At 63.8% G+C, this 20,654-nt stretch carries 24 protein-coding genes, 1 tRNA gene and 2 pseudogenes; 17 read left to right on the top strand and 10 right to left on the bottom strand.

The window, feature by feature from the left end; genetic code table 11:
• The first annotated feature begins 109 nt into the window (after window positions 1–109).
• Window positions 110–748: an RNA polymerase sigma factor ShbA gene (shbA, locus tag ACFXI3_RS03400; RefSeq protein WP_378397758.1), complete on the top strand. Its 639-nt coding sequence runs from the start codon at window positions 110–112 to the stop codon at window positions 746–748.
• Between the two features lie 417 nt (window positions 749–1,165).
• On the opposite strand, the gene ACFXI3_RS03395 is transcribed toward shbA, so the two are convergent.
• Window positions 1,166–1,546 carry a helix-turn-helix transcriptional regulator gene (locus ACFXI3_RS03395; protein WP_378397757.1) on the bottom strand — a complete coding sequence of 127 codons (381 nt, stop codon included), beginning with the start codon at window positions 1,544–1,546 and terminating at the stop codon, window positions 1,166–1,168.
• A 418-nt stretch (window positions 1,547–1,964) separates the two neighbouring features.
• Between ACFXI3_RS03395 and ACFXI3_RS03390 the strand changes: the two genes are divergently transcribed.
• The 3 genes from ACFXI3_RS03390 to ACFXI3_RS03380 all read left to right on the top strand — a co-directional run bounded on the left by ACFXI3_RS03390 (window position 1,965) and on the right by ACFXI3_RS03380 (window position 2,750).
• Window positions 1,965–2,051 (top strand) — tRNA-Leu (locus ACFXI3_RS03390).
• A gap of 194 nt (window positions 2,052–2,245) precedes the next feature.
• Window positions 2,246–2,626, top strand: coding sequence for a hypothetical protein (locus ACFXI3_RS03385; protein WP_378397827.1), 381 nt, complete (start codon window positions 2,246–2,248; stop codon window positions 2,624–2,626).
• Window positions 2,616–2,750, top strand: coding sequence for a hypothetical protein (locus ACFXI3_RS03380; protein ID WP_378397826.1), 135 nt, complete (start codon window positions 2,616–2,618; stop codon window positions 2,748–2,750). Before ACFXI3_RS03385 ends, ACFXI3_RS03380 begins: the two co-directional genes overlap by 11 nt.
• Here the strand turns inward: ACFXI3_RS03380 and ACFXI3_RS03375 are convergent.
• The 7 genes and pseudogenes from ACFXI3_RS03375 to ACFXI3_RS03345 form a co-directional block, all read right to left on the bottom strand.
• Window positions 2,734–2,835, bottom strand: a pseudogene (locus tag ACFXI3_RS03375) (hypothetical protein); the annotation flags it as partial. The gene ACFXI3_RS03380 and the pseudogene ACFXI3_RS03375 sit on opposite strands and share 17 nt — an antisense overlap.
• A gap of 127 nt (window positions 2,836–2,962) precedes the next feature.
• Window positions 2,963–3,457, bottom strand: a pseudogene (locus ACFXI3_RS03370) (cutinase family protein); the annotation flags it as partial.
• Between the two features lie 274 nt (window positions 3,458–3,731).
• Window positions 3,732–4,691, bottom strand: a complete 960-nt coding sequence (locus ACFXI3_RS03365) for a WD40 repeat domain-containing protein (RefSeq protein WP_378397756.1) — start codon at window positions 4,689–4,691, stop codon at window positions 3,732–3,734.
• Window positions 4,655–4,918 (bottom strand): hypothetical protein, encoded by a 264-nt coding sequence (locus tag ACFXI3_RS03360; protein ID WP_378397755.1) that lies wholly within the window; start codon window positions 4,916–4,918, stop codon window positions 4,655–4,657. Before ACFXI3_RS03360 ends, ACFXI3_RS03365 begins: the two co-directional genes overlap by 37 nt.
• Window positions 4,843–5,187 (bottom strand): WD40 repeat domain-containing protein, encoded by a 345-nt coding sequence (locus ACFXI3_RS03355; RefSeq protein ID WP_378397753.1) that lies wholly within the window; start codon window positions 5,185–5,187, stop codon window positions 4,843–4,845. The genes ACFXI3_RS03360 and ACFXI3_RS03355 overlap by 76 nt, the downstream gene beginning before the upstream one ends.
• A 980-nt stretch (window positions 5,188–6,167) precedes the next feature.
• Window positions 6,168–6,887, bottom strand: a complete 720-nt coding sequence (locus ACFXI3_RS03350; protein WP_378397823.1) for a class I adenylate-forming enzyme family protein — start codon at window positions 6,885–6,887, stop codon at window positions 6,168–6,170.
• Window positions 6,803–7,783, bottom strand: coding sequence for an AMP-binding protein (locus ACFXI3_RS03345; RefSeq protein ID WP_378397751.1), 981 nt, complete (start codon window positions 7,781–7,783; stop codon window positions 6,803–6,805). The genes ACFXI3_RS03350 and ACFXI3_RS03345 overlap by 85 nt, the downstream gene beginning before the upstream one ends.
• Window positions 7,784–8,029: 246 nt before the next feature.
• Between ACFXI3_RS03345 and ACFXI3_RS03340 the strand changes: the two genes are divergently transcribed.
• Window positions 8,030–8,545 (top strand): hypothetical protein, encoded by a 516-nt coding sequence (locus ACFXI3_RS03340; RefSeq protein ID WP_378397749.1) that lies wholly within the window; start codon window positions 8,030–8,032, stop codon window positions 8,543–8,545.
• On the top strand, window positions 8,542–9,651 hold the full coding sequence (locus tag ACFXI3_RS03335; protein ID WP_378397747.1) for an MAB_1171c family putative transporter: 1,110 nt from the start codon (window positions 8,542–8,544) through the stop codon (window positions 9,649–9,651). Before ACFXI3_RS03340 ends, ACFXI3_RS03335 begins: the two co-directional genes overlap by 4 nt.
• Before the next feature lie 7 nt (window positions 9,652–9,658).
• On the opposite strand, the gene ACFXI3_RS03330 is transcribed toward ACFXI3_RS03335, so the two are convergent.
• Window positions 9,659–10,123, bottom strand: a complete 465-nt coding sequence (locus tag ACFXI3_RS03330) for a hypothetical protein (RefSeq protein ID WP_378397746.1) — start codon at window positions 10,121–10,123, stop codon at window positions 9,659–9,661.
• A 603-nt stretch (window positions 10,124–10,726) separates the two neighbouring features.
• On the opposite strand from ACFXI3_RS03330, the gene ACFXI3_RS03325 reads away from it, so the two are divergent.
• The 8 genes from ACFXI3_RS03325 (at window position 10,727) to ACFXI3_RS03290 (ending at window position 17,935) form a co-directional block, all read left to right on the top strand.
• Window positions 10,727–11,122, top strand: a complete 396-nt coding sequence (locus tag ACFXI3_RS03325; protein ID WP_378397821.1) for a winged helix-turn-helix transcriptional regulator — start codon at window positions 10,727–10,729, stop codon at window positions 11,120–11,122.
• 38 nt (window positions 11,123–11,160) lie between these two features.
• On the top strand, window positions 11,161–12,528 hold the full coding sequence (locus tag ACFXI3_RS03320; protein ID WP_378397744.1) for an aminotransferase class V-fold PLP-dependent enzyme: 1,368 nt from the start codon (window positions 11,161–11,163) through the stop codon (window positions 12,526–12,528).
• 20 nt (window positions 12,529–12,548) lie between these two features.
• The gene (locus ACFXI3_RS03315) at window positions 12,549–13,736 is read left to right on the top strand and encodes a macrolide family glycosyltransferase (RefSeq protein ID WP_378397742.1); all 1,188 of its coding nucleotides are present in this window, start codon (window positions 12,549–12,551) and stop codon (window positions 13,734–13,736) included.
• Window positions 13,733–14,752: an aldo/keto reductase gene (locus tag ACFXI3_RS03310; RefSeq protein WP_378397741.1), complete on the top strand. Its 1,020-nt coding sequence runs from the start codon at window positions 13,733–13,735 to the stop codon at window positions 14,750–14,752. The genes ACFXI3_RS03315 and ACFXI3_RS03310 overlap by 4 nt, the downstream gene beginning before the upstream one ends.
• A 21-nt stretch (window positions 14,753–14,773) precedes the next feature.
• Complete coding sequence (locus ACFXI3_RS03305) at window positions 14,774–15,541, top strand: class I SAM-dependent methyltransferase (protein ID WP_378397740.1); 768 nt, start codon at window positions 14,774–14,776, stop codon at window positions 15,539–15,541.
• A complete protein-coding gene (locus tag ACFXI3_RS03300; protein ID WP_378397820.1) occupies window positions 15,529–16,926 on the top strand; it encodes an NDP-hexose 2,3-dehydratase family protein in 1,398 nt (465 codons plus the stop codon). Before ACFXI3_RS03305 ends, ACFXI3_RS03300 begins: the two co-directional genes overlap by 13 nt.
• Window positions 16,927–16,988: 62 nt before the next feature.
• Window positions 16,989–17,399, top strand: coding sequence for a dTDP-4-dehydrorhamnose 3,5-epimerase family protein (locus tag ACFXI3_RS03295; RefSeq protein WP_378397739.1), 411 nt, complete (start codon window positions 16,989–16,991; stop codon window positions 17,397–17,399).
• A complete protein-coding gene (locus ACFXI3_RS03290) occupies window positions 17,396–17,935 on the top strand; it encodes an NUDIX hydrolase (RefSeq protein ID WP_378397738.1) in 540 nt (179 codons plus the stop codon). Before ACFXI3_RS03295 ends, ACFXI3_RS03290 begins: the two co-directional genes overlap by 4 nt.
• A 246-nt stretch (window positions 17,936–18,181) precedes the next feature.
• On the opposite strand, the gene ACFXI3_RS03285 is transcribed toward ACFXI3_RS03290, so the two are convergent.
• Window positions 18,182–19,387, bottom strand: a complete 1,206-nt coding sequence (locus ACFXI3_RS03285) for a cytochrome P450 (protein ID WP_378397737.1) — start codon at window positions 19,385–19,387, stop codon at window positions 18,182–18,184.
• Between the two features lie 66 nt (window positions 19,388–19,453).
• On the opposite strand from ACFXI3_RS03285, the gene ACFXI3_RS03280 reads away from it, so the two are divergent.
• From ACFXI3_RS03280 to ACFXI3_RS03270, 3 genes are read left to right on the top strand one after another with little or no spacing between them, the layout of a single operon-like run.
• Window positions 19,454–19,786 carry a hypothetical protein gene (locus tag ACFXI3_RS03280; protein WP_378397736.1) on the top strand — a complete coding sequence of 111 codons (333 nt, stop codon included), beginning with the start codon at window positions 19,454–19,456 and terminating at the stop codon, window positions 19,784–19,786.
• 8 nt (window positions 19,787–19,794) lie between these two features.
• Window positions 19,795–20,298 carry a transposase gene (locus ACFXI3_RS03275; protein WP_378397735.1) on the top strand — a complete coding sequence of 168 codons (504 nt, stop codon included), beginning with the start codon at window positions 19,795–19,797 and terminating at the stop codon, window positions 20,296–20,298.
• A 21-nt stretch (window positions 20,299–20,319) separates the two neighbouring features.
• Window positions 20,320–20,649 carry a transposase gene (locus ACFXI3_RS03270; RefSeq protein ID WP_378397819.1) on the top strand — a complete coding sequence of 110 codons (330 nt, stop codon included), beginning with the start codon at window positions 20,320–20,322 and terminating at the stop codon, window positions 20,647–20,649.
• Window positions 20,650–20,654: the final 5 nt, after the last annotated feature.

Below are 20,654 nucleotides of genomic sequence, written 5' to 3'. Positions count from 1 at the left end.
TGTCCTCACTGACCCCACCACGGCTGCGACGCTGATCAGCCGATCCTCTGTCGGGACGCCCGGAGTCCGCGCTCTCGCCGCACGTGCGGACCGGCGCGCGGTGAACACCGTGCTTGAACGCGTGCACAGCAGCGAGCCGACCTATCCGCCGGCCGATCGCTCAGCCGGATCTCGCAGCGGGTTCACGAAAGACGATCTCGACCCGCTCGTGGCGGCTGCCAGCCAAGGCGACCCGTGCGCGGTCGCCGATCTGCTGCACGTGCTGCGGCCCATGGTGGTCCGCTACTGCCGGGCGCGCATGGGAAGGCGCGACCTGTCTTACCTTTCGGCCGACGACGTGGCCCAAGACGCGCTCATGTCGGTGCTGAAGGCATTGCCGGCCTACCGAGACCGCGGTGGTTCGTTCCTTTACCTCGTGCACGCCATCGCAGCCAGCAAAATCGCCGACGCCCAGCGCGTGGTTATGCGGGACCAGTCCGAACCCGTGTCTGAGCTTCCCGACAGGCACGGCACCGGCTCCAACGAGCCGGAGTCGGAGGTGCTGCGGCTTGACCTCGCCTCGCGCCTGCAGAAGCTGATCGCCCGCCTCGCTCCGCTCCAGCAGGAGATCCTAGCGCTGCGCATCGTCGTCGGCATGAGCGCCAACGAGACCGCCGAAACGCTCGGGATCTCGGCGGGCAATGTTCGTGTCACCCAGCACCGGGCGTTGGCCAAGCTGCGCGAACTGGTCCATGGCGAAGGCTTGTAGAGCCAACAAGTGCCGTCGCTCTCTCGGCGGCGCAGGGTGTTTAGCCTTGAACGGCCGGAGGATGTGCGGACGGCGCGGCGAGTGTGGTGCTGGTCAGCTCGGCGGGCGGGTGCACTCGACGTCATCTCTCGTTCGTACGCGCGAGCGTGCGTCTGTTGCGTCTCCGGGCACGAGCGTCGATCCGGTTCTTGGTGTCAGGACGCGAGCCTGCACCGAGGTGTACGGCGACCCGTCGTTGCTCATCGGGAGACCGCTTGCGGTCCGACGCGGTTCCGCATGTCCATATCGTCGGCGGATTTATGCGCGTGTGATTTGCTAATTCGTAGCTGCACTGGCGATGCATGGGAACGGTCGTCGTCTCGGCTTTGAATTCGGGGTATGGAAATCACCTGGTTCATCAGCCCGGAGCGCACGCCGTCAGCGCTTCTTCTGCACGTGGTCGACGACGGTCGCCAGGCTGGTCTGGACGTCGTCCAGCCGGTCGAAGATCTCGTCCAAGCGCTGCTCCAGCGCGTCGAGACGGGACGAGAGTTCGCCGCCGTCGTCGGCCGGTTCGTCGGGGTGCGGCGGCGTGCGGTTCTGCAGCACGGCCTGCAGATGCTGCGGGTGCCAGCCGAGCGTGGTCGACAGAGCTTCGAGCGTGCGCGCGCTCCGTCGGCGCTCGACCGTGTGGTGCTGCAGCTCGCGCACGATCGCCTGCGACACGTGCGACCGCTCCGCCAGCTCGCGCTGTCGCCAGCCGAGTTCGTGCACGCGCATGTCGATCGCCTTCGCGACCGCCGCCCAATCCTCCGACACCTATTCCTCCGCGCTCCGCCTCAGCGCCGAGATTAGCGCGTCATTGCGCTTTTCTCGCGCCGCGTAGCGGGGTGTGCCGCGGCGCGTCGGATACCTGTGTCGGTCAGGTCTGGTTGGACGGTCTTGATTCCGGATGCGATGCCTTGTTGGGTGCCCCGGGGGAGGGGAGTTGTCAGCGCAGAAAGGATCCTCCGAAGGACCTGCTGGCCAGAGGGACGCCCCGGTAAAGCGGGAGCTCTCGCGGCGCTTTGGAGGGGCTTGGCAGAGTTCGGGTTCGAACCAGACCCGGGTACCTGCGGATACGCAGCGTAGACATCAAATGTCGATAACATATGAGACTACCATGCACGACCTTGTCGTCGTTTCGGACCCCCCTGAAAATGGGGCTCCGACCGTCGTATACTCTCTTCATCAGCAAGTCCGAGTGGCGGAATGGCAGACGCGCTAGCTTGAGGTGCTAGTGTCCTTAACGGACGTGGGGGTTCAAGTCCCCCCTCGGACACCAAAACTGGTGAGATTTCCGCAGGTCTCGCAGCAGCCGATCACCCAGCACAAGGGTGGTCGGCTTTGCTCGTTGATCAGCCTTGCCGCAGCCTTCGGGCAGTGGTCAGCGTGGCCGCTGTGGTGCCGCCGCTCATCCCCGGAGCTGGGTCAGCTGGGTCTCTCGCGACGTTAACTCCGGACGCTGAACGGCTCCCTTTGCCCGCCGCACCGGCTCCGGCTCGCCAGGCGGAGTTGGTCTACGCGCTGTCCCGCCTCGACGCTTCCGGACGGTTGTCCGCGACCACGGTGCTGGCACGGCTCCGGTGGCGGACCCCGATCCGGCTCGCCGCCACCGTCGTCGGGACATCCGTAGTGTTCCGTCCGGATCGGCACGGGGTGTTCGCCCTGGATCCCAAACGGAAAGTCGTCGTCCCGCTCCTGCTCCGCGGCCCGTGCCGCCTGCGCACCGGCGACCAGGCGCTGCTCGTCGCGGACACCCGGGAGAACCTCCTGGCGGTCCACCCGACGCCTGCTCTGGAGAAGATCGTGCTCTCGCGGCACGCATCCCTGATCGGAGGCACTGGCGATGACGACTAGCCAGGCCGAACTCGACGCAGCCCGGCTGCTGCTCTCGAAGATGGGCCTTACCCCGGCCGACCTGCTCAACGAGCCGGGACCTGCGGTCGAGATGCCGACGTTTCCGTCTACTGCCCGCCGGTGATCCGGGCTGCGGCGAACGCGGCCGCTTCGCCCGCGTTCCGGGTGTAGCCGAGGTGGGCGAAGATGTTGGTCCCGTCCGGGCGGCAGACGGTGTCGCCGACCGCGCAGAACTCCTTGGTCCGGGTAGTCGCCGGTGATGTGCTTGCCGAGCTTGGCGATCGGCGGCCCGAAGGTCAGCAGCGCCGACACCCGGGGCGCCACCTCCGCCGGGATGGTCGCGACGATCGGCCCGCCGACGAGAGCCCCTTCGCTGCTGACGCCCACGGAATTCCCGATGACATTCGCTCCCCGCAAGTAGCCGACGAGCCCGAATTGCTGGTTGCCGCACGCCTCGGCCTGATGTGCGACATGGTCGACGAGATCCTGGTTTCCGTGTGACGCGGAATCGGGCTGCAGGCCGGCCGGGCAGCGGACGGCGTAGGAGCTCACCGATTTCCCGGGCAGGTCCTTCTTCAAGGCGGAGAAGACCGGATCGCCGACGATCACCCCGAGCGTGCCGGGTTCGCCGGTGCCCCGCGCGACCACGACGTCGACGTCGGACAGCTGGCGGCTCCGGCAGGCGGAGCGGCGAGCATCGGGAGCCCGGTGCTCATCAGCAGGGCTGCTGCGAAGCCGGCGGGACGGGCAAAGCGCGTCCGGATCACCTTTTCTCAAGATCGCGACGGTGCGAGCGAACGGAGTCTGGCCGCGGCGGCACCCGGCACGCATCGGTGATTCTGCGCATGTCCGGCAATTTACGCATTCCCGACGACGCTTCCGGCCTGCCCCGCGGGCCACCATCCGGTCATGCTCGCCGAAGAGCCGGTCGCGGCCGCATTGCTGGACGAGGTCCGCCGGCAGCTGCCGGAATCCGCCTGGCGTCTCGACCTCAGGGCGACGCGGTTTCGCGCGTTCGTGCTGCGCGCGGCGACGGAAGCTCCCGCGCCTCGCGGCACCGCCGAGTTTCGAGCCGTCGGCGATCTCGATTGGTTGCACAGCGCGCTCACCGCGGGCGCCCGGCGGGCACTGCCCCTCCTGAACCGTTCGCCGGGCTTCGCCAGAGCCGTCGACAGCTTGCTCGCGGCCGTGGACATGCTCGCCCGCCTGGCAACCGAAGGCAGCCGCGCCGCAGCGCCCGGCGATCGCGGACGGGCCAGAGCACGACTGCTTGCTGAACTCGGCAAGCCCCGCCCGGCAGCACTCGACGCCCTTGCCCGAGAGGCGGGCTGGACCTTGCCGAACACCGTCGTCGCGGTGGCTTTCGACGCCGGCGAGCCGAGAAACACCAAGGACGCGCTGTGCGATTCGCGCGCCCCGGAGCCGTGGGCGGTCCTGCCCGCCGTGGTGCCGGTGCCGGTGCCGGACTTCGGGGTGCGCTGCGCGATCGGTCCCGAGGTCGTTCCGGAGGAGACCGCCAGGTATGGCCATCTAGTGAGCCGAGGTCGTCTCCGTCGGCGCTCCACAGCCTGGCTGTGCGGTCGCGGCTCGCGCTGGCGAGCCGGGTACCGTCCGGGCTGATCGCTACGGCGTGGACCCAGTCTCCGTGGCCGTGCAGCACGCACCTCTCGAAGTCTTCATAGTTCCATATGCGAACGACAGCATCGCCGTCGCCGCTGGCAAGCCAACCGCCGCTGGGACTGATCGAGACCGAAGTGATATAGCCGGTATGGCCAATGAGACACGCCTGCGGGGCGCCCTCCGCCCTCCAGGGGCGCACTGTCCTGTCCTCGCCGCACGACGCGAGCCAGCCGCCGTCCGGACTGATCGTGATCGCGCTGATCCACGAGCCTTCCCCGTGTCCGACGAGGCTGGCGTACGGCGTGTCGTCGACAGAGACAAGGCGTATTGCGGAATCTGCGCACGCCACGGCCAGCCATGAAGAGTCGGGACTGATTGCGACATATAGGGCACATTCGTCGTCGACGGTCACAGCGTCGCGAAAGCTGCCATCGGCGTTCCACATGACGACTGCTTCGGGTATGGTTCGTAAAAGTCGCAAGTCGGTTCTTCTTCGTAAGATTGCCAGAATCGAATGGTGTTGTCGTCGCCGACGGAGACTATTTCGTTGCCATCCGGGATAATAGGTACTTCTCGTACCAGTTCCGCATGTCCCTTCAGGACGCAAAGACTGGATCCGGATCTCCCTCCCGCAGTCTGACCGAGCAATCGTTGCCGCTCGAAGCAATACATTCCCCGTCGGGGCTGATCACGACGCTGTAGATAAAACTATTGTGGCCGGTAAGGACTGCGCGTTCCCGGCCGTCCACTTCCCATAATCGGACCAGGTTGTCGTGGCCTCCGGTCGTGAGCCAGGTGCCGTCCGGGCTGATCGTGACAGCACGCACCGTGTCCGTGTGCCCCTTCAGCGCGCCGAGCTGTGTGCCGTCGGTCGCCCAGAGCCGGGTCGTTCCGTCGGCGTCGGCGAAGGCGAGCCACGTGTCGTCCGGGCTGATCGCCAAACCGATGTCGTTCCAGCCGCTTCCCTTGATGATGCGGCGTTCGGTCCCGTCGATGCCGATCAGTCGAATGCTGTTGTCGCCACACGATGCCGCAAACCAGGCGCCGTCCTGCCTTGTGGAGACGGAAAAAAATTTTTTTAGCGTGAAAAATTGCTTGTCGATGAGCCAAGCTTGGAAAGTCGGGAAATGACAAACCTTGAATTAAGTGCGGAGGTTTCAAGTGTTCGTGGCAATTTTTAGAATACTCAACAAGTTTCGCATTTGAAGACAGTCTGGATGGTACTGCCGACCCTATATCTGGCTCGGGATTGAACGAACGCGGAAAACATGTGTGAACTCTGCTGTGGTGCACGCTTCAGGGTGGCCGCGAGCGGCCCTGTCGCGGAATTAAGGAATACATCCGTTGAGCCGGGTCCGCTGTTCTTTAAGTCGGCTATGATCCACCGGAATTCGCAAGCGGCCGAGTTCAGCTCTTCAGGAAGGTTGGGCTGTTGGAGATGATGCCAGAGGTGTTCCCACAGATAGTGCTTCCCCGCAGGCAGTTCCCATCAAGCCGTCTTCTCGCCGGTTCCGGTTCCGTCGTCGGTAGTACGGTCGGCTGACAATCGGCTTCGATAGGCGTTCAGCAGCTTGCGGTCACACCCGAGATGCCGGGTGATCGCCGAGACCCGACCAGCCTTGAGCGCGCAGCGCCTGCGTCGCCACGTCTTCCTCCCGCGAGAGCCTCCAGCTTCCGGCGACGAACCGCGGGAATCAACACCGCGACCGTCGCCAGAAGGCCGTTGATCAGGGCGAACGATGCGCCGGCAAGGCACCCCGACGGGGAATTTCACAGAGCGCAAGTGGGGAAATTCGGAGCGCGCCACCAGACGGCTTCGCCGGCCAGCCAGCGCACGCGGTGACGCGGCATCCGGGAGGAAGCTGGGCATCGACTTGACTCCGTTACGAGAGCGCGGCCGCGTGACCCAACCTCGTGTTCGTCATCGGTTCGCGCCTTCAATGCAACCCGCGCCGCGAGGGCCTGACCTGAACTGCCTCCGCTGACCCGCAGAGGGTTCGTCGGCTGCCGAACGAAGCAGCTCTGCGCCGAGCCGGCGAAGCGCCGAATAGTTGGGCTTCTGGCTCCCCACAGTGGGGATTTCATCCAAGAAGAAGAGGAGCTCAGGCGTATAGGCGCTCCCTCTCCGTTCGCTGACCCAGCTCCTGGCATCAGCAGAAGTCAGGTCACTCGACGGCACCGGGACGACAGCCGCGCATACGTGCTCGCAGGCGTCTGAGTCGACAACGCTGAACACAGTTGCTTCCCGGATATCGGAGTGATCGAGCAGAACGTCTTCGATCGCGGCTGAGTAGACATGCCCGTCGGTGGTGACGATGAGGTCCTTGGTGCGACCCACTATGCTGAGGTATCCCGCAGCGTCCAGGACGCCGACGTCGCCGGTTCGAAACCAGCCATCTGCCATGACTTTCGCGGTCTCTTCGGGCTGGTTGTAATAGTTGTTCATCACCGCCGGACCGCGAACCCAGATTTCGCCGGAAGCGCCGAAGTCCGCCGCGGTTCCGTCCTCCTTCCGGATTCTTACGTCCACTCCGGAGACTGGTCGGCCGACGGTCGTCAGAAGTTGGGGAAGCAGGTGATCCTCGCGTGACAGCCAGCTGATCTGCGTTGCCTCGAGAGTGCCGTAACCCTGAACAAGGATCGGTCCGAAACGTTCCAGGGCCTCGGTGATCCTGCGCGGTGTGCTGTGGCACCGCCGTAAGACAGCCAGCGCAGGCTCGACGTGTCCGTTCCTGGAGAAGCGGGGTCGTCTAGCAGCCGATAAAGAAATTGAGGTGGCAGCCACAAGTGCGTGATGCGTTCGGACTCGATCTTCTCGAGCACTCTAGCCGAGTTGAATTCGCTGTGGACGACCACTCGGCCGCCGGAAGAGAGGACTAATTCCGCCAGGGTGCCGCCGAGGTGTGCCATTGGCGTGCAGAGCAACTGGACCGCCGCTTGCCACGGCAAGGGTGGTACTGAAGAAGTTTGCGGAGTTCCGGCGTAGCGAGGTACGCATTTCGGAAATCCGGTGCTGCCGCCGGTAAGTCGGAGTGAGGTCAGGTCACCTGGTCTGATATCCGGAATTATTCGATCGGTTGGTTCATTTTCGGCCAAGTCGGCCAAATCGGGAGCGCTGGAATGTTCTCCCACTGCTATCATTGTCAAGTTCCGGAGTTTTGTTGGCAAAGCTGAGGTGAGAGAATCGTATCGGGCGGCATCGAATATTAGGTAATCTGCGCCAGTCTGGCGCACTGTTGCGGCAAGGAGCGAGGCGGACTGGCCATCGTACAGTGTGACGACGCAGCCCCCGATGACATTTACCGCGTAACGCAAGACCAGTGTTTCGACGCGGTTGCCAGTGAGGAGTGCGACGATGTCTCCGCGGGTGACGCCAAGTTTGGCCAGCGCTCGCGCCATGCGGTACACCTGATCGCAAAGCTCGCGGTAAGTCCAAACACTCGATTCATGAGTGAGTGCCGTCTGTTCGCCGCGGAATTCGAAGTTTGCGAGCGTAGCCTCGAGCATTGTGGCCGACTGGCCCGGCTGGGTCTGCATCGAGCTACGGTAGCGCGCTGGGGGACGGATTGTCAGATCGGCGTTCGCGCGCAGGCTTGCAGTGGCCTTGCGGGACTACTCTTTTCGGGTGGCGCTGTGGTGTTCGAACCGGACGCATGATAGGTTGCTCGCCAGCTTGCTTTACGGAGATAAAGTACACAAAAAAATAGTGAATTTTATTCACTGTAATATACCGAACCGGGGAGGGGGCGGTAGTCAGTGTCATTTCGAACTTTCCTCGAATCCGTGCGCGACGAACGTTCGATTATTCGACGCCTGAGACGTGAGCTGGCTGTGTTGGATCTCGACGGTCCGACCAGTATGGCAGACTTGTGCGCTCGTTTTGGGCAGCGAAGAGGGCGGCCGATCAAGCTTCTCCCTTTTTCATTGGATGTTCCAGGGCCATTTGGAATGTGGATCGGCGCGCGAAATTTTGATTACATCGTATATCAAGCCGAGACGACGGCGGTGCATCAGCAGCACATCATTGCGCACGAATTCGGGCATATGTTTGCTGGCCACAGGACTGACGGAAATAACGATGACATTTGGCAGCAGCTGATGCCCGATATCTCCGCTGAGACAATTCGGAAATTTCTGCGCCGCACTAACTATGAAACTGCGCAGGAGCGTGAGGCTGAGACGGTAGCGACCGTGCTGCTGGAACGTGCTGCTGTTGCGGAACTGGTCGCCGAGCCGGCGCGTTCCCCTGATGCGCGACGAATGCAGCGCTTCCTCGAGGGATCCAGGGGCTGGCTGTGACTTTCGCCAAGGCATTCCTCTGGATCGCCCTGCTCTGGTTCTTGTGTCGATTATCAAGGGCTCCGCGGAATCCTGCGTTATGGGCAGTCTTCTCTTGTGTTGTGCTCAAGCTTCTGAGTGCGCCTTCCACGATTCTCGCATTGCAAGGAGTTTTCGGAGGGGCTGATGGAAGAGGTTATCTAAAGCTGATTCAGAATATTCTGATAGATGTCTCCTGGTTCGCTCTTCTCTTGTTCTTTATGTTATCAGGTCGGGCTGCGCGTTATCGTGTTCGGATAGAGATCATTGCCCTTTTCGTTGTAGTCGCGGTAACCGTGGTGGCCGTGACGGTGTCGACACCAAATATTCGTGAACATGGCTACGGGGCAGGGTCGGCCCTGCCGGAGGTCGTCCACAGTCCCGAAGTGGCTGTCTTCTATATCGTCAATAACGGATATGCGGCGTACGCGATCATTCAGGCAATGATCTGGGCCTTGCGTGGCGCGAATGGTGCCGCTCATCGTGTTCGATGGGGTTTGCGGATCACGGCTTTCGGTCTCGCCGCAATGGCCTTGACGGTCACAGTGCGAGCGATCGCGATGATCATTCGGTGGGCTGGTGGTGCTGTCTCTCCGACTATGGTCGCCGCCGCGGACCGATTTGCTGACATTGGAATTCCGATATTTATCGCCGGGGTTTCTATAATCGGCTTCCTGGCTGTCTGCGTCGCTTTCCGCGTTTGGCTGCGTCATCGTCGTCGTTACCGGCTTCTCAAGCCGCTCTGGGAAGTTCTCCATGAAGCATTTCCGGGAGACGCGCTCTACGCGCGTCCCAAAAGCCGTCATATTAATCGGCTGTTCCTGTGGCGAGTGCATCGGATGTACTGGCGACGGGTCGTCGAGATCCGGGATGGCCTTGTTCAGCTCAGCCCGTACCTTGTCGACTGCGGATATTCCGCAGACGACTCAACCGCGCTGCCGTCGGCTGCCATGCTGGCCGAAGCGTTGCGTCGCCAGAGTTCCGGCGAGTCGCCGACTTCCACGTCCGCGATTCTGGTGGCGTCTCCGCTGCGGCCGGATTTCGACGCTGATGTCGATCAGCTCGTCGCGCTGGCGCGAGCCCTCTGACTGGCCGCTACTCGGGCTTTTCTTCCTCTTCAAGCGATTTGATTTCTGTCGATACATCAGCCAGAAGCGCCTGGATAATCTTCAAGCGGGCAGCGTTGTTTGTGGCGGATCCTCTGTTATGAAAGCTTGTCGGGCCGATTTGGCGGACCTCGCCAAGCATGCTCAGCTGATCGTGAATTGAGTCTTCTCGGTCATTTCCGGGCAAGAGGTAGCTTGGATCAACGCCGAAGAACTTTCCGATACCCGCAATGATGCTTGCCGACGCTTGCCGTCGAATTCCTCGCCTGAGGTAGCCGATATAAGTGCTCGAGGCACCGCGACGCTGCCTGTCATCGTCGAGTTCTGCGAACTCGTCCCAATGCTCGGTGAGCCAGTCCGCTACTTCTTGGTCGGTGTACTTGCCGCCTTCCGGCCGTTGAACCATCTCGAAAAGGTGCGTGAGTTTGGCGGCGAGCGTGCGGCGGCCGTTCACGTAGCGTCCTCCAGGTGGTCCGGCTTGCTTGCGGGCGGACTGAGGGCTGTGGTGCACCAATAGTTGCCTTCTGCGCCATCGAGTGTGACAGAGCGGCACGGGAGGCTCAAATCAGGCCCAGAAACTATAGTTCGGGTCACGCCACTATGGTAGCCTGAGAGGGCGAGGGCTCAGGTGGGGTCTTGCGCGGGGCTTCGCGGGGGCGGGGTCCCAAGGGGCAAAGGGGAGGAAGCATTGCTGTGATGAGGCGAAGCCGACTTTTGATTAATTTATTAAAATTGATTGACTGAAGATTTGATGTTCGCGCGCATGGAGAAACATCTTGCTCGGCTTGATAGTGTGCAAGATGATGATTGCGGGCGACTGTGCGGATGCTTCAGGTGATCGGGAGACATATTCCCTGCCTTTTTAGTGTAGTGGATCTCCTGACTGTTCGGCTTTATTGATGGTCGAGGTGTGAGATTCATCTGGAATACGGCCTCGGGGAGCCGGCTTTCTTCCGTGATTCGAAAATAAAGTGCGGCAGCTGTCGGCGATTCTCATCTTTTCTGGTAGCTCACCTTCGGTGAGGCCTAATAATCGTCAGCGATAACTCGATTGGGCGTGCTGCTGAATATATATCATGGTGGTCATGAATTATTCGCGGGGAGATTGATGAATGCGGTGGAGAGTCGAACGGATCTGATTCAGGCGATATCGGGCAAGTGGACATTTACTGTCATGGCCGCTTTGCATAGGCGCGAGATAGGATTTTCGGAGCTTCTTGCCGAAACGGAAATGGAACCGAAGCAGATGGTTCGAGTGCTGGAGAGGCTTCGACAATTCGGCTTGGTGGAGCGCTTTGTTCCTTCGGTGAATTCGTCTTGGCGGCCGCGGTACCGACTGAGTGAAATTGGAAGCGAGGTTCTTGTGCGCACGGGGGAGATCGCTGCAGCGTGGGCTGAATCCACTGGGCGAAAGAACTTCTTCAGCGATACGGCGGACTGTGGCACGCAATGATGTCGATTTCTTGATAGGTCAGGGAGGGGGATTTGGTTATGCAAACCTCGTCGGAGGTGCGTCGGTATTGGTTGCCGCCGCGAGTTGTAGGTGCAGACCTGGAAGTGCCGCTGATCACCGGCGGAACGGCCGCGTACGCGAATCTTGATCATGCGGCCAGCGCGCCCTGCTTGGAAAAAGTCGCGCTGGCAGTGAACGAACTGCTTCCCTGGTATGCGAGTGTTCACCGGGGGGCTGGACTGGCCTCGACCGTGTGCACGGGCATCTACGAGGACTCCAGGGACGTAGTCCGCCGCTTTGCCGGCGCGGAGACCGATGCGGCCGTGGTTTACACGCGGAACACTACGGACGCGATGAATCTCCTCGCGCACGCCGTACCGGCCGGCACGGCTGTGCTGTGTTTCGGCAGCGATCACCACGCGGCGCTGCTGCCGTGGCGCGATGCGCGGCTGCTGCCAATGCCCGAATCTCCGGAAGACGCGTTGGTCCTTTTGGACGATGCCTTGAGCGGCTGTCCAGCCGGGCATCGGCTGGTAGTGCTTACCGGGGTGTCGAACGTGACTGGCGAGGTCTGGCCCGTTGCCGAGTTGGCGGCCGCAGCACGCAGGCACGGCGCACGGACGGTGCTGGACGCCGCGCAACTGGCCGCGCACCTGCCGCTTCGGATGGCGGAGTGGGGGATCGACTGGGCTGCTTTGTCCGGACACAAGATTTACGCGCCTTTCGGAGCCGGAGCCCTCGTCGGCAGGGGCGATTGGCTGCAGAAGGCGGACCCCTACCTGGCTGGCGGCGGTGCGGCCAGCCAGGTAGGGGAGGTTGCCGGGCGGCTTGCGGTCGACTGGCACAACGTGCCGGAGCGGCATGAGGCAGGGACGCCGAACGTCGTCGGGGTACACGCGTTGGCAGTGGCATGCGAGGTGCTGTCGGGGTGCGGGTGGGCCGAGGTCGCCGCGCACGAGGAAGCCTTGCTGAAGCGGTTGCGCTCCGGGCTTGACGCTATTCCGGGGGTTCGATTGCTGAGCATGTGGGGCCCGGCCGGGCGGTCGGTGGGTGCCACGTCGCTCATCGTCGACGGCACAGACGCGGCGCTGCTCGCTGCGGTGCTTTCGGCTGAGCACGGCATCGGCGTGCGCGCCGGCGCGTTCTGCGCGCGACCGGCGACTCGTGCGCTGGTGCGAGCTGCCGGTGCGGGACCGGAAGGAAACGCACTGCGCGCCAGCATCGGGCTGGGCACTACGCCGGCGCACGTCGATCGGCTGATCGCCGCGATCGGATCGATCGTCAGGACCGGTCCGCAGCGCAAGTTCGAGGCCGTCGACGGAGCGTGGTTCCCGGTGCCGGATCCACGCCCGCCGATAGGGATCGCTCACGGCCGGATGGCGGAGCGCGCTGCGGCTTTGCGGTGAAGGAACGAACGGAGTAGTCGATGATCCACCATTTCCTTTTCCTCAATGGAAACTATCGTGGGCATGTCTTCCCATCGCTGGCAATTGCGGCGGAGCTGGTGCGCCGGCGGCATCGGGTGACGTACGTGACCACAGCGGAGCTTGCTGAGACGGTGCGCAAAGCCGGTGCCACTCCAGTGCTGTACCAGGCTCGATCGGAGGGATTGCCTGCGTCGGGTGAGTACGAATGGTTCCTCGCCACGGGCTACCGGCCTTTTGTCGAGGACATGGTTTCGATTGTCGATGCCGCGGAAGACGCGTTGGCCGGGCAACTTCCCGACGCCGTCGTGTACGACGAAACCGTATCGCATCCGGCGCATCGCCTGGCGAGGAAATGGTCCGTTCCGGGCGTGCGGTTGATGACGATCTTCGCGGAGAACGAGCACTATTCCGCGGCGAGCGAGGCTTTCGACAGCTCCGCGGCGGATATCAGGGCGGTGCTGAGGTTCCAAGCTGGCTTGGCAACGGCTCTCGCCGATCTGAACATTGACCTGCCCGTGGCAGAGTTCATGGTTCCCCCCAGCGAAGAGCTCAACCTCGTGATGGTGCCGCGGGCCTTCCAAGTTGCCGGCAAGACCTTCGACGACCGGTATGTCTTCGTCGGTCCGTGCACTCACGAGGACAATCTCGCGGGTACGTGGTCTCCGCCTGACGACGGGCGGCCGCTTGTGCTTGTTTCGATGGGGACGTCCACGGTGAGCGCGGGACTCTTTCGGATGTGCGTAGAGGCGTTCACCGGGCTCGACTGGCATGTCGTGCTAGCGATCGGACCACGAGTGGCTGCGGACGAGGTGGGTGATCTTCCGGAGAATGTCGAATTGCACAGGTGGGTTTCGCATCGCGAGGTTCTGCGGCACGCGGCCGTCGTGGTGACGCACTCCGGGACCGGCACTGTGATGGATTCGCTGTCTGCGGGCGTTCCGGTGCTGGCGATCCCGCGACCGCCGCAGCGGCCGGTAGCGACGAGAGTCGCGGACCTAGGACTAGGCCGGATGCTGGATCCGGCCGATGCGACCGCGGAACTGGTGCGCGAACATGTCGTGGCCTTGGCGGGCGACCAAGATGTCCACGCAAGGCTTGCCGCGATGCGCAGGGAGATCGAAGAAGCGGGCGGCGTGGTCCGCGCAGCTGACGTGCTGGAAGGCCGTCTCGCGAGCCTGCCCCGGTGAGCGGCTCTGAATTCCCGGTCGCGCTGGACACGTTGTACACCCGTCTCGGCAGAACTGGGCTCATGGTCGCCAAGCTCGGACTCGGGACCGTCAACTTCGGCGGCAGAGTGGACGGTGCGGATACGGAGCGGTTGCTGGACCATGCGCTGGCACAAGGCATCAATTTGCTGGACACCGCGAACATCTACGGCTGGCGTGTGCACAAGGGATACACCGAAGAAACGCTCGGCCGCTGGTTGGCGAGAGATCCGGCCAGGCGCGAACGCGTGATCCTTGCCACCAAAGCGGGGAAGCCGATGGGGACGGACCCCAACGACGGTGGACTTTCGGCGCGACACCTGATCGCGTCCTGTGAGGCTTCGCTGCGGAGACTCCGGACCGACTGGATAGATCTCTTCCAGCTGCACCACGTGGATCGAATGCTGAGCTGGGACGAGATTTGGCAGGCGTTGGACCTCCTGGTGCGACAGGGGAAAGTCCGCTATGTCGGCTCGTCTAACTTCGCCGGCTGGGACATCGCTTCGGCGCAGGAAGCGGCACTGCGCCGGAACAGCTTAGGGTTGGTCGCCGAGCAGTGCTTGTACAACCTCTTCACCAGGCATGCCGAGCTCGAGGTGATTCCGGCCGCGCGAGCATACGGGCTCGGCGTCGTCGTCTGGTCGCCTCTGCACGGCGGACTGCTCGGCGGGGTGGTGCGCAAGATGAGAGAAAACGATGCGGTCAAGAGTGCTCAAGGACGTGCTCTCGCCGCGCTGGCAACTCACCGCGACACCATCGCGGCATTCGAAAATCTTTGCGTGGACTTCGGTCACGACCCGGCGCAGGTGGCCTTGTCGTGGTTGGTGCACCGTCCGGGAATCACCACGGTCTTGATCGGGCCGCGGACAGCGCGGCACGTTGACGATGCGCTGGCTGGTGCTCGGCTTTCCCTTTCGGACTCGGAGTCGGCCGCGCTCGAGACACTGTTTCCCCCGGTCGGGCGCGGCGGTGCTGCGCCCGACGCCTGGCTTTCCTAGCAACTGAAGAGAGGATTCTGCATGACCGCCTTCAAAGACTCCAGGACTGTGCCGCACGAATCGGATCGGGATGCCGAGGCACGAGAACGGTTGACGAAGTTGCTCGTGGAGACTCCCATCCCGCCGGAATACCTGATCGACAACCTGCCGGTCTATCTGCGCCGTCATCAGCTCGCGGACCTTCTCTCGATGGATGCGCTGTACCGCATGCTGCCGGAGGTGCCTGGGGTGATCATGGAGTTCGGGGTGCTGCACGGGCGGCATCTGGCGGCCTTCACCGCACTGCGCAGCATCTACGAACCGTACAATTCACTTCGCCGCATTATCGGTTTCGATACCTTTACCGGTTTCCCCGATGTGGCTGAGGTCGATCGGGTCAGTCCCAGTGCCGTGCCCGGCCGCTTCGCAGTGCCTGCGCACGAAGTAAGCCATTTGCGCGAAGTTCTGGCTGCCCACGAAGCCTGCGAACCGCTCGGCCATGTCCAGCGCAGCTCCGTGATCCAAGGAGACGTGCGAGAGACGGTGCCGCGCTACCTCTCCGAGAATCCCGAGACGGTCATCGCGCTTGCTTACTTCGACCTGGATCTCTACGACCCGACCCGTGAACTGCTCGAGGTCGTCAAGCCCCACCTTGTGAAAGGCAGCATCATCGCGTTCGATGAGCTCGCTCATCCGAAATGGCCTGGCGAGACCCTGGCGTTCCGCGAGTTCATCGGTTCTGGCCAGGCCGCGTTGCACCAGCTGCCAGGACGCGAACCTCCGGTCATCTACATGAAATGGGGGGAGTGAGCGTGTCCTCGGGATTGGTGCTCGGCCCGCGGGACGACATCGACTTCCCCAGGCGGCTCCGCCGGTCTGCGCTCGTGACCGCGCGGGGGCACGGGATGCCCACCTCAGACATAGCCGACTGGCTCACGGCACGACGGAAGACCGGGAATTTCCACGTGACCCGGATTCCGTTCGCGGAACTTGACCACTGGTCTTTCGACTGCGAGACGGGCAACCTCGGCCACCGAAGCGGCCGGTTCTTCCGGGTCGAGGGGTTGGACGTCCGCATCGGCGAAGGACCGATTCTCCAATGGCAGCAGCCGATCATCAACCAGCCGGAGGTCGGCATCCTCGGTCTGCTGGTCAAGGAGTTCGACGGTGTCCTGCACTTTCTGATGCAGGCCAAGATGGAGCCGGGAAACCCGAACCTGCTCCAGCTGTCGCCCACGGTACAAGCCACCTACAGCAACTACACGAGGGCTCACGAGGGGGATAGCGTCCGGTACCTGGATCACTTCACCGGAGGAAGGCCCGTCGAGACATTGGTCGACGTGCTGCAATCGGAGCACGGAGCGTGGTTCTACCGGAAGTTCAACAGGAACATGATCGTCGAGACGGCCGAGGACGTCGAAACTCACGAAGACTTTTGCTGGCTTACGCTGGGTCAGCTCGGTGAGCTGCTGCGGATGGACAACCTCGTCAACATGGACTCCCGGACGGTCCTGTCGTGTGTTCCCGTCCCGGACGACGGAGCGGGTGCTCTTCACACCGACCGGGAGCTTTTGTCCTGGCACGCCGCCGAGCGGTCCCGTCGCCTCGTGCGGGTTCAGCAGATGCCGCTGGCCTCGGTGCGGGGCTGGTCGCGAAGCCCGTCGTCGATCGAACACGAGGACGGGCTGTACTTCCGGGTGGTGGCGGTGCGGGCGCAGGCCAGCAGCCGTGAAGTGGACGCGTGGACACAGCCCCTCTTCGAACCCCGCGAACAGGCGCTGTGTGCCTTCCTCTCGCGGCGCTTCGGCGGCGTGCCGCACTTGCTTGTGCAAATCCGGGTCGAAGCGGGGTTCCTCGACGCGATCGAACTGGGGCCGACCATCCAATTCACGCCTCGGCGGGGCAGTCACCCGCAGAGCCATGGTGGACCAGCGTTCCTCGACAGCGTCCTGAGAGCTGATCCGGCGCAGATCCGCTACGAAGTGGTCCATGCGGAAGAGGGAGGCCGCTTTCTCAATGCTCAGGTGCGATACTTGATCGTCGATGCGGGCTCGTCGGTGCCAGACGAGCCGCCGCCTGGTTTCCGCTGGTTCACCCTCGGGCAGTTGAACACTTTGCTCAGGCACAGCCGGTATGTCAATGTGCAGGCGAGGACCCTCTTGTCCGCGCTCACGACACGAGCGGTAGAACTATGAGAGCGCGCGAACTCGCGGTCAAAGGAGCACACCGCGTGCTCTTCTGTCGGCACGGTCTGTCCGTGGCACCGTACGCGGGGAACACGTCGACGGCGGCGAGGTACGGCTGCTGCGCGCGGGGGCGAGTGCTGGATCTCGTGGTGGACCCGCGGCCGGGGTTGCCGACATTCGGTCGCCGGGGTCCGGTGCGGCTGGACCCGGTCCCGCTCCGGGCAACCTGTCCGCTGACAGGCGTGGGCCGCGCGTTCGTCGCTCTCGAGGACGAGTCGGTGATGTCCTCTCTGCTGACCGAGACCTGCTCGCCCGAGCGCGAACTAGCCGCGTCCTCGCGAGATCCGGCGCTGGGCTTGCCGATGGGAGAGGCTCCGATCCTGTCCGCCCAGGACATCGAGGCTCCGACACTCGGCGAGGCGCGCCGACTCGAACTGCTGCCCGGCTTTGCCGCTCGTCCCAAAGCGGAGGGCAGATCGTGAATTCAGGCGCCGAATGGGCCGTGCACGGCGAGCGTCCGGTCTACGACAGCAGGTGGGTGAGCCTGTCGCTGGCTGACGTGGAACTGCCGACGGGAGATCGTTGCGAGCACCACGTCCTTCGGCTGCCTTCGTCGGCCGCGGCGGCCGTCGTCGACGACAGCCGCGTGCTCATGCTCTGGCGGCACCGGTTTACCACCAGGACTTGGGGGTGGGAACTGCCGGGCGGGATGGTGGAGCCGGGTGAAACCCCTGCACAGGCGGCCGCTAGGGAGACTGAGGAAGAGACCGGATGGCGGCCTGACGTTCTCACCGAACTGTGTTACCTGGAGCCTCTTGCCAATATCGCAGACGCGGCGCAGTACGTCTTTCGCGCCGAGGGGGCTGCTTACGCCGGGCCGCCTGCTGATCAGGTCGAAGCAGACGAGATCGCCTGGATTCCCGTCGCTCACGCGGTCGAACTCGTCGCGGCACGTCAGATTGTCTCCGCCGCGAGCGTGGCGGCCGTTTTGAGGCTCGCGCTCCACTCACGGGGGTAGGCGGCCGTCTGCACGGCGACAGCGGGGGTGGAGGGAACTGCGTGCGCTGCATTCGTCCAGCGGAGCGAAGAGATGCCGGCCGTCGCACGTCATCCGGCACCGTGGCCGGCCGACGGCCAATTCGTCCAGGCCGGCCTGGACGAATGCCGGGCGTGGAGGCCTGGTTGTGCTTCTTCCTCGGCGCGAGCGGACGCCTTTCGGTTTCCTTCGGGCGATGTGCCATGCGGCCGAAGCGGACCGAACTGGTCACCGCCGCGCGAACACGACGGGAAGAGCGCTGGGAACGCGATAGATCTTGCCGTGCATATAGGGGGACGGAGCATCGGGATCCAGGTGCAGCAGGGGCAGCTCGTCGAACAGCCGGTTCATCACCGCCTCGACTTCGACGCGGGCGAGATGCATCCCGATGCAGCTGTGCGGGCCGTGGCCGAAGGTCACATGTGGCGGACCGCCGCGGGTGATGTCGAAGGAATCGGGGTCGGGGTAGCGGGCGGGGTCCCGGTTCGCCGCGACGAGGGAGGCGTACACGAAGGAGCCCGCGCGAATCCGGACGCCGCCGAGCCTGACGTTCGTCTTGGCGAGCCTCATCCCGCCGGCGACGGCGGGTTCCCAGCGGATTGCCTCTTCGAAGGCGGCCGGGAGGAGCGAACGATCCGCGCGTACCCGCGCGTGCTGGGCGGGATGACGGAGCAGCGCGAGGATCAGGGTGCTCGAGGCTCGATGGGTAGTTTCGATGCCGGCGGGGATGAGCAACAGCAAAAAGGACAGTATCTCTTCGTCGGTGAGGCAGCGGCCATCCCGTTCGAGGACAACGAGCTCGCTGACAAGATCGTCGGCCGGAGCGGTACGGCGCGCGGCGATCATCCGGGTGAAGTAGTCCGTCATGTCGTCTTTGGCTGCCGAGACTTCCGGCCACTGCAACGCGGCGTCGATCATCCGGAGGGCGCGACCGCTGAAGAACGCGAAATCGCTCTGGGGAACACCGATCACCGCGGCGATCACCCGGACCGGGAACGGCAAAGTGAGGTCGGCGATCAGCTCGGCTCGCCCCCGGGCACGGAATCGTGCGAAGAGATCGTCCAAAATCTGGTGGATCTTGTTCACGTGCCGCCGTGCGATCAAAGTCTTGCGGAACAACGGAGCTATCGTCGACCGGTAGTGCTGGTGTTCGGGCGGATCAAGCTCCAACATGCTTCGGCCAGCCAGCAGGCGCAACTGGGGCGCGTACGCGAGGTTCGAGAAGTGCCCGGTATTGCTCAGCACTTCGCGTACCAGGTCGTAGCTGAAGACGTAGTACTGGTGGACGGGCGCGCCGGTCTCAGGGTCCGCCGCGACTACTTCAGCGATCGGGCCGGTTTCGCGGGCCCTGGCGAGCAATGGATGGATGTCCTGGTACAGCGGGCCTGCGGCGAGGAACTCGTCGACCGGGCGCTGAGCTGGCAGGCCTGTCATGCGGTCCCGCCTTTCAGGCGTGCCTCTGGTCGTCCGGGATGATCGCGGCGTGCAGGCGGCGCGGGTATGGCTTTCATGTTGGCTGTCCTTGATCGCTCAGGAGGCTCGGCCGTCTGTCTCGCACCCTTGTTCTGGTCGCTGAAGAGCACTCAAACGATCGCTGTGCAGGGCGTTGAGGACGGAACAGGGACGCATCGCATTGACGGATCGACCGGAGGGCCGATGACGGCAACGGCGGGAATCGACATCGCCAAGGAGTTTCACCGGGTTGCGATCGTCATCGACGGAACCGGGAACATTGTTGCCGCCCAACGCATTGACGATGATCCCGGCAACAGATCTCCTGGCTGCACCGAGCCGAGGTCGATCACGGCGAGCCTACCGTCGAGCTCGAGCTGATCGGCGGCGTGGTCAGCCTGCTGACCGTGATGCTTCTCGACGCCGGGATCCGCCTGGCTCACGTGCCCGGCCTGGTCGTCACCCGAGTCCGCCGCGCTGCCAAGGGCGGCGAGGCCAAGTCCGACCCGCACGACGCTAAGACCATCGCCGACCAATTGCGGCTGCGCGGCGACTGGAATGAGATCACCACCAGCGACGAGACCGCGCTGGACCTGTGCGTGCTGGTCTTCAGTCGCCAGGAAATCCTGGTCGATCAGACCCGCCGTCCCGCGCGGCTGTGCGGGACCCTCGCTGGCTTCTTTACGGGTCTGGAACGCGCCGTGGACGTCACCGTTCTCATTGACCCGCGGCTGCCGTCCAGCTGCGTCACGTCGGCCAAGATCCGCCGGGCCGGTCAGCGTAGCCTGACCGAATACCTGCTCTATGCCGGGGTCCGCCGCGGCTACGCCGAAGCGTTGGCGGACAAGGCGACCACCGCTGCCCGATCTCAGCGGACGGTCGCGCCCGGCTGAGACCGGACAGCCGGATCCGAGCTGGACCGCGAGATCGCCGAGGACTTCGACCGCTGCCCTGACGCGGCCCTCATCCGCAGCCTGCCCGGAACGCGGGCCACTCCCACTGCGGAATTCATCGCGGCCACAGGAGATCTGAGCCGTTTCACCAGGGCCGACCAGCTCGCCTCGGCCGTCGGACCCGCCCCCGTGCTGCAGCCGTCCGGCAAAACGCGTCGCCTGCGCCGTGCCGCCGCCCGCGGCAAGACCCTCAAGGTCGTCTCCAGCCAATCCGGGCTCTGCGCCATCCGCACGGACCCGGCCGGCAAAGCCTTCTGCCGGCCGGACCGCGCACGAGTCATAGCTGCTTGACGAAA

Source organism: Amycolatopsis sp. NPDC059235 (genome assembly GCF_042754125.1).
In the GTDB taxonomy this organism is placed as follows: domain Bacteria; phylum Actinomycetota; class Actinomycetes; order Mycobacteriales; family Pseudonocardiaceae; genus Amycolatopsis; species Amycolatopsis albidoflava.
The sequence above is the reverse complement of the archived record's forward strand: the minus strand, read 5'-3'. Positions and strand labels throughout refer to the sequence as shown.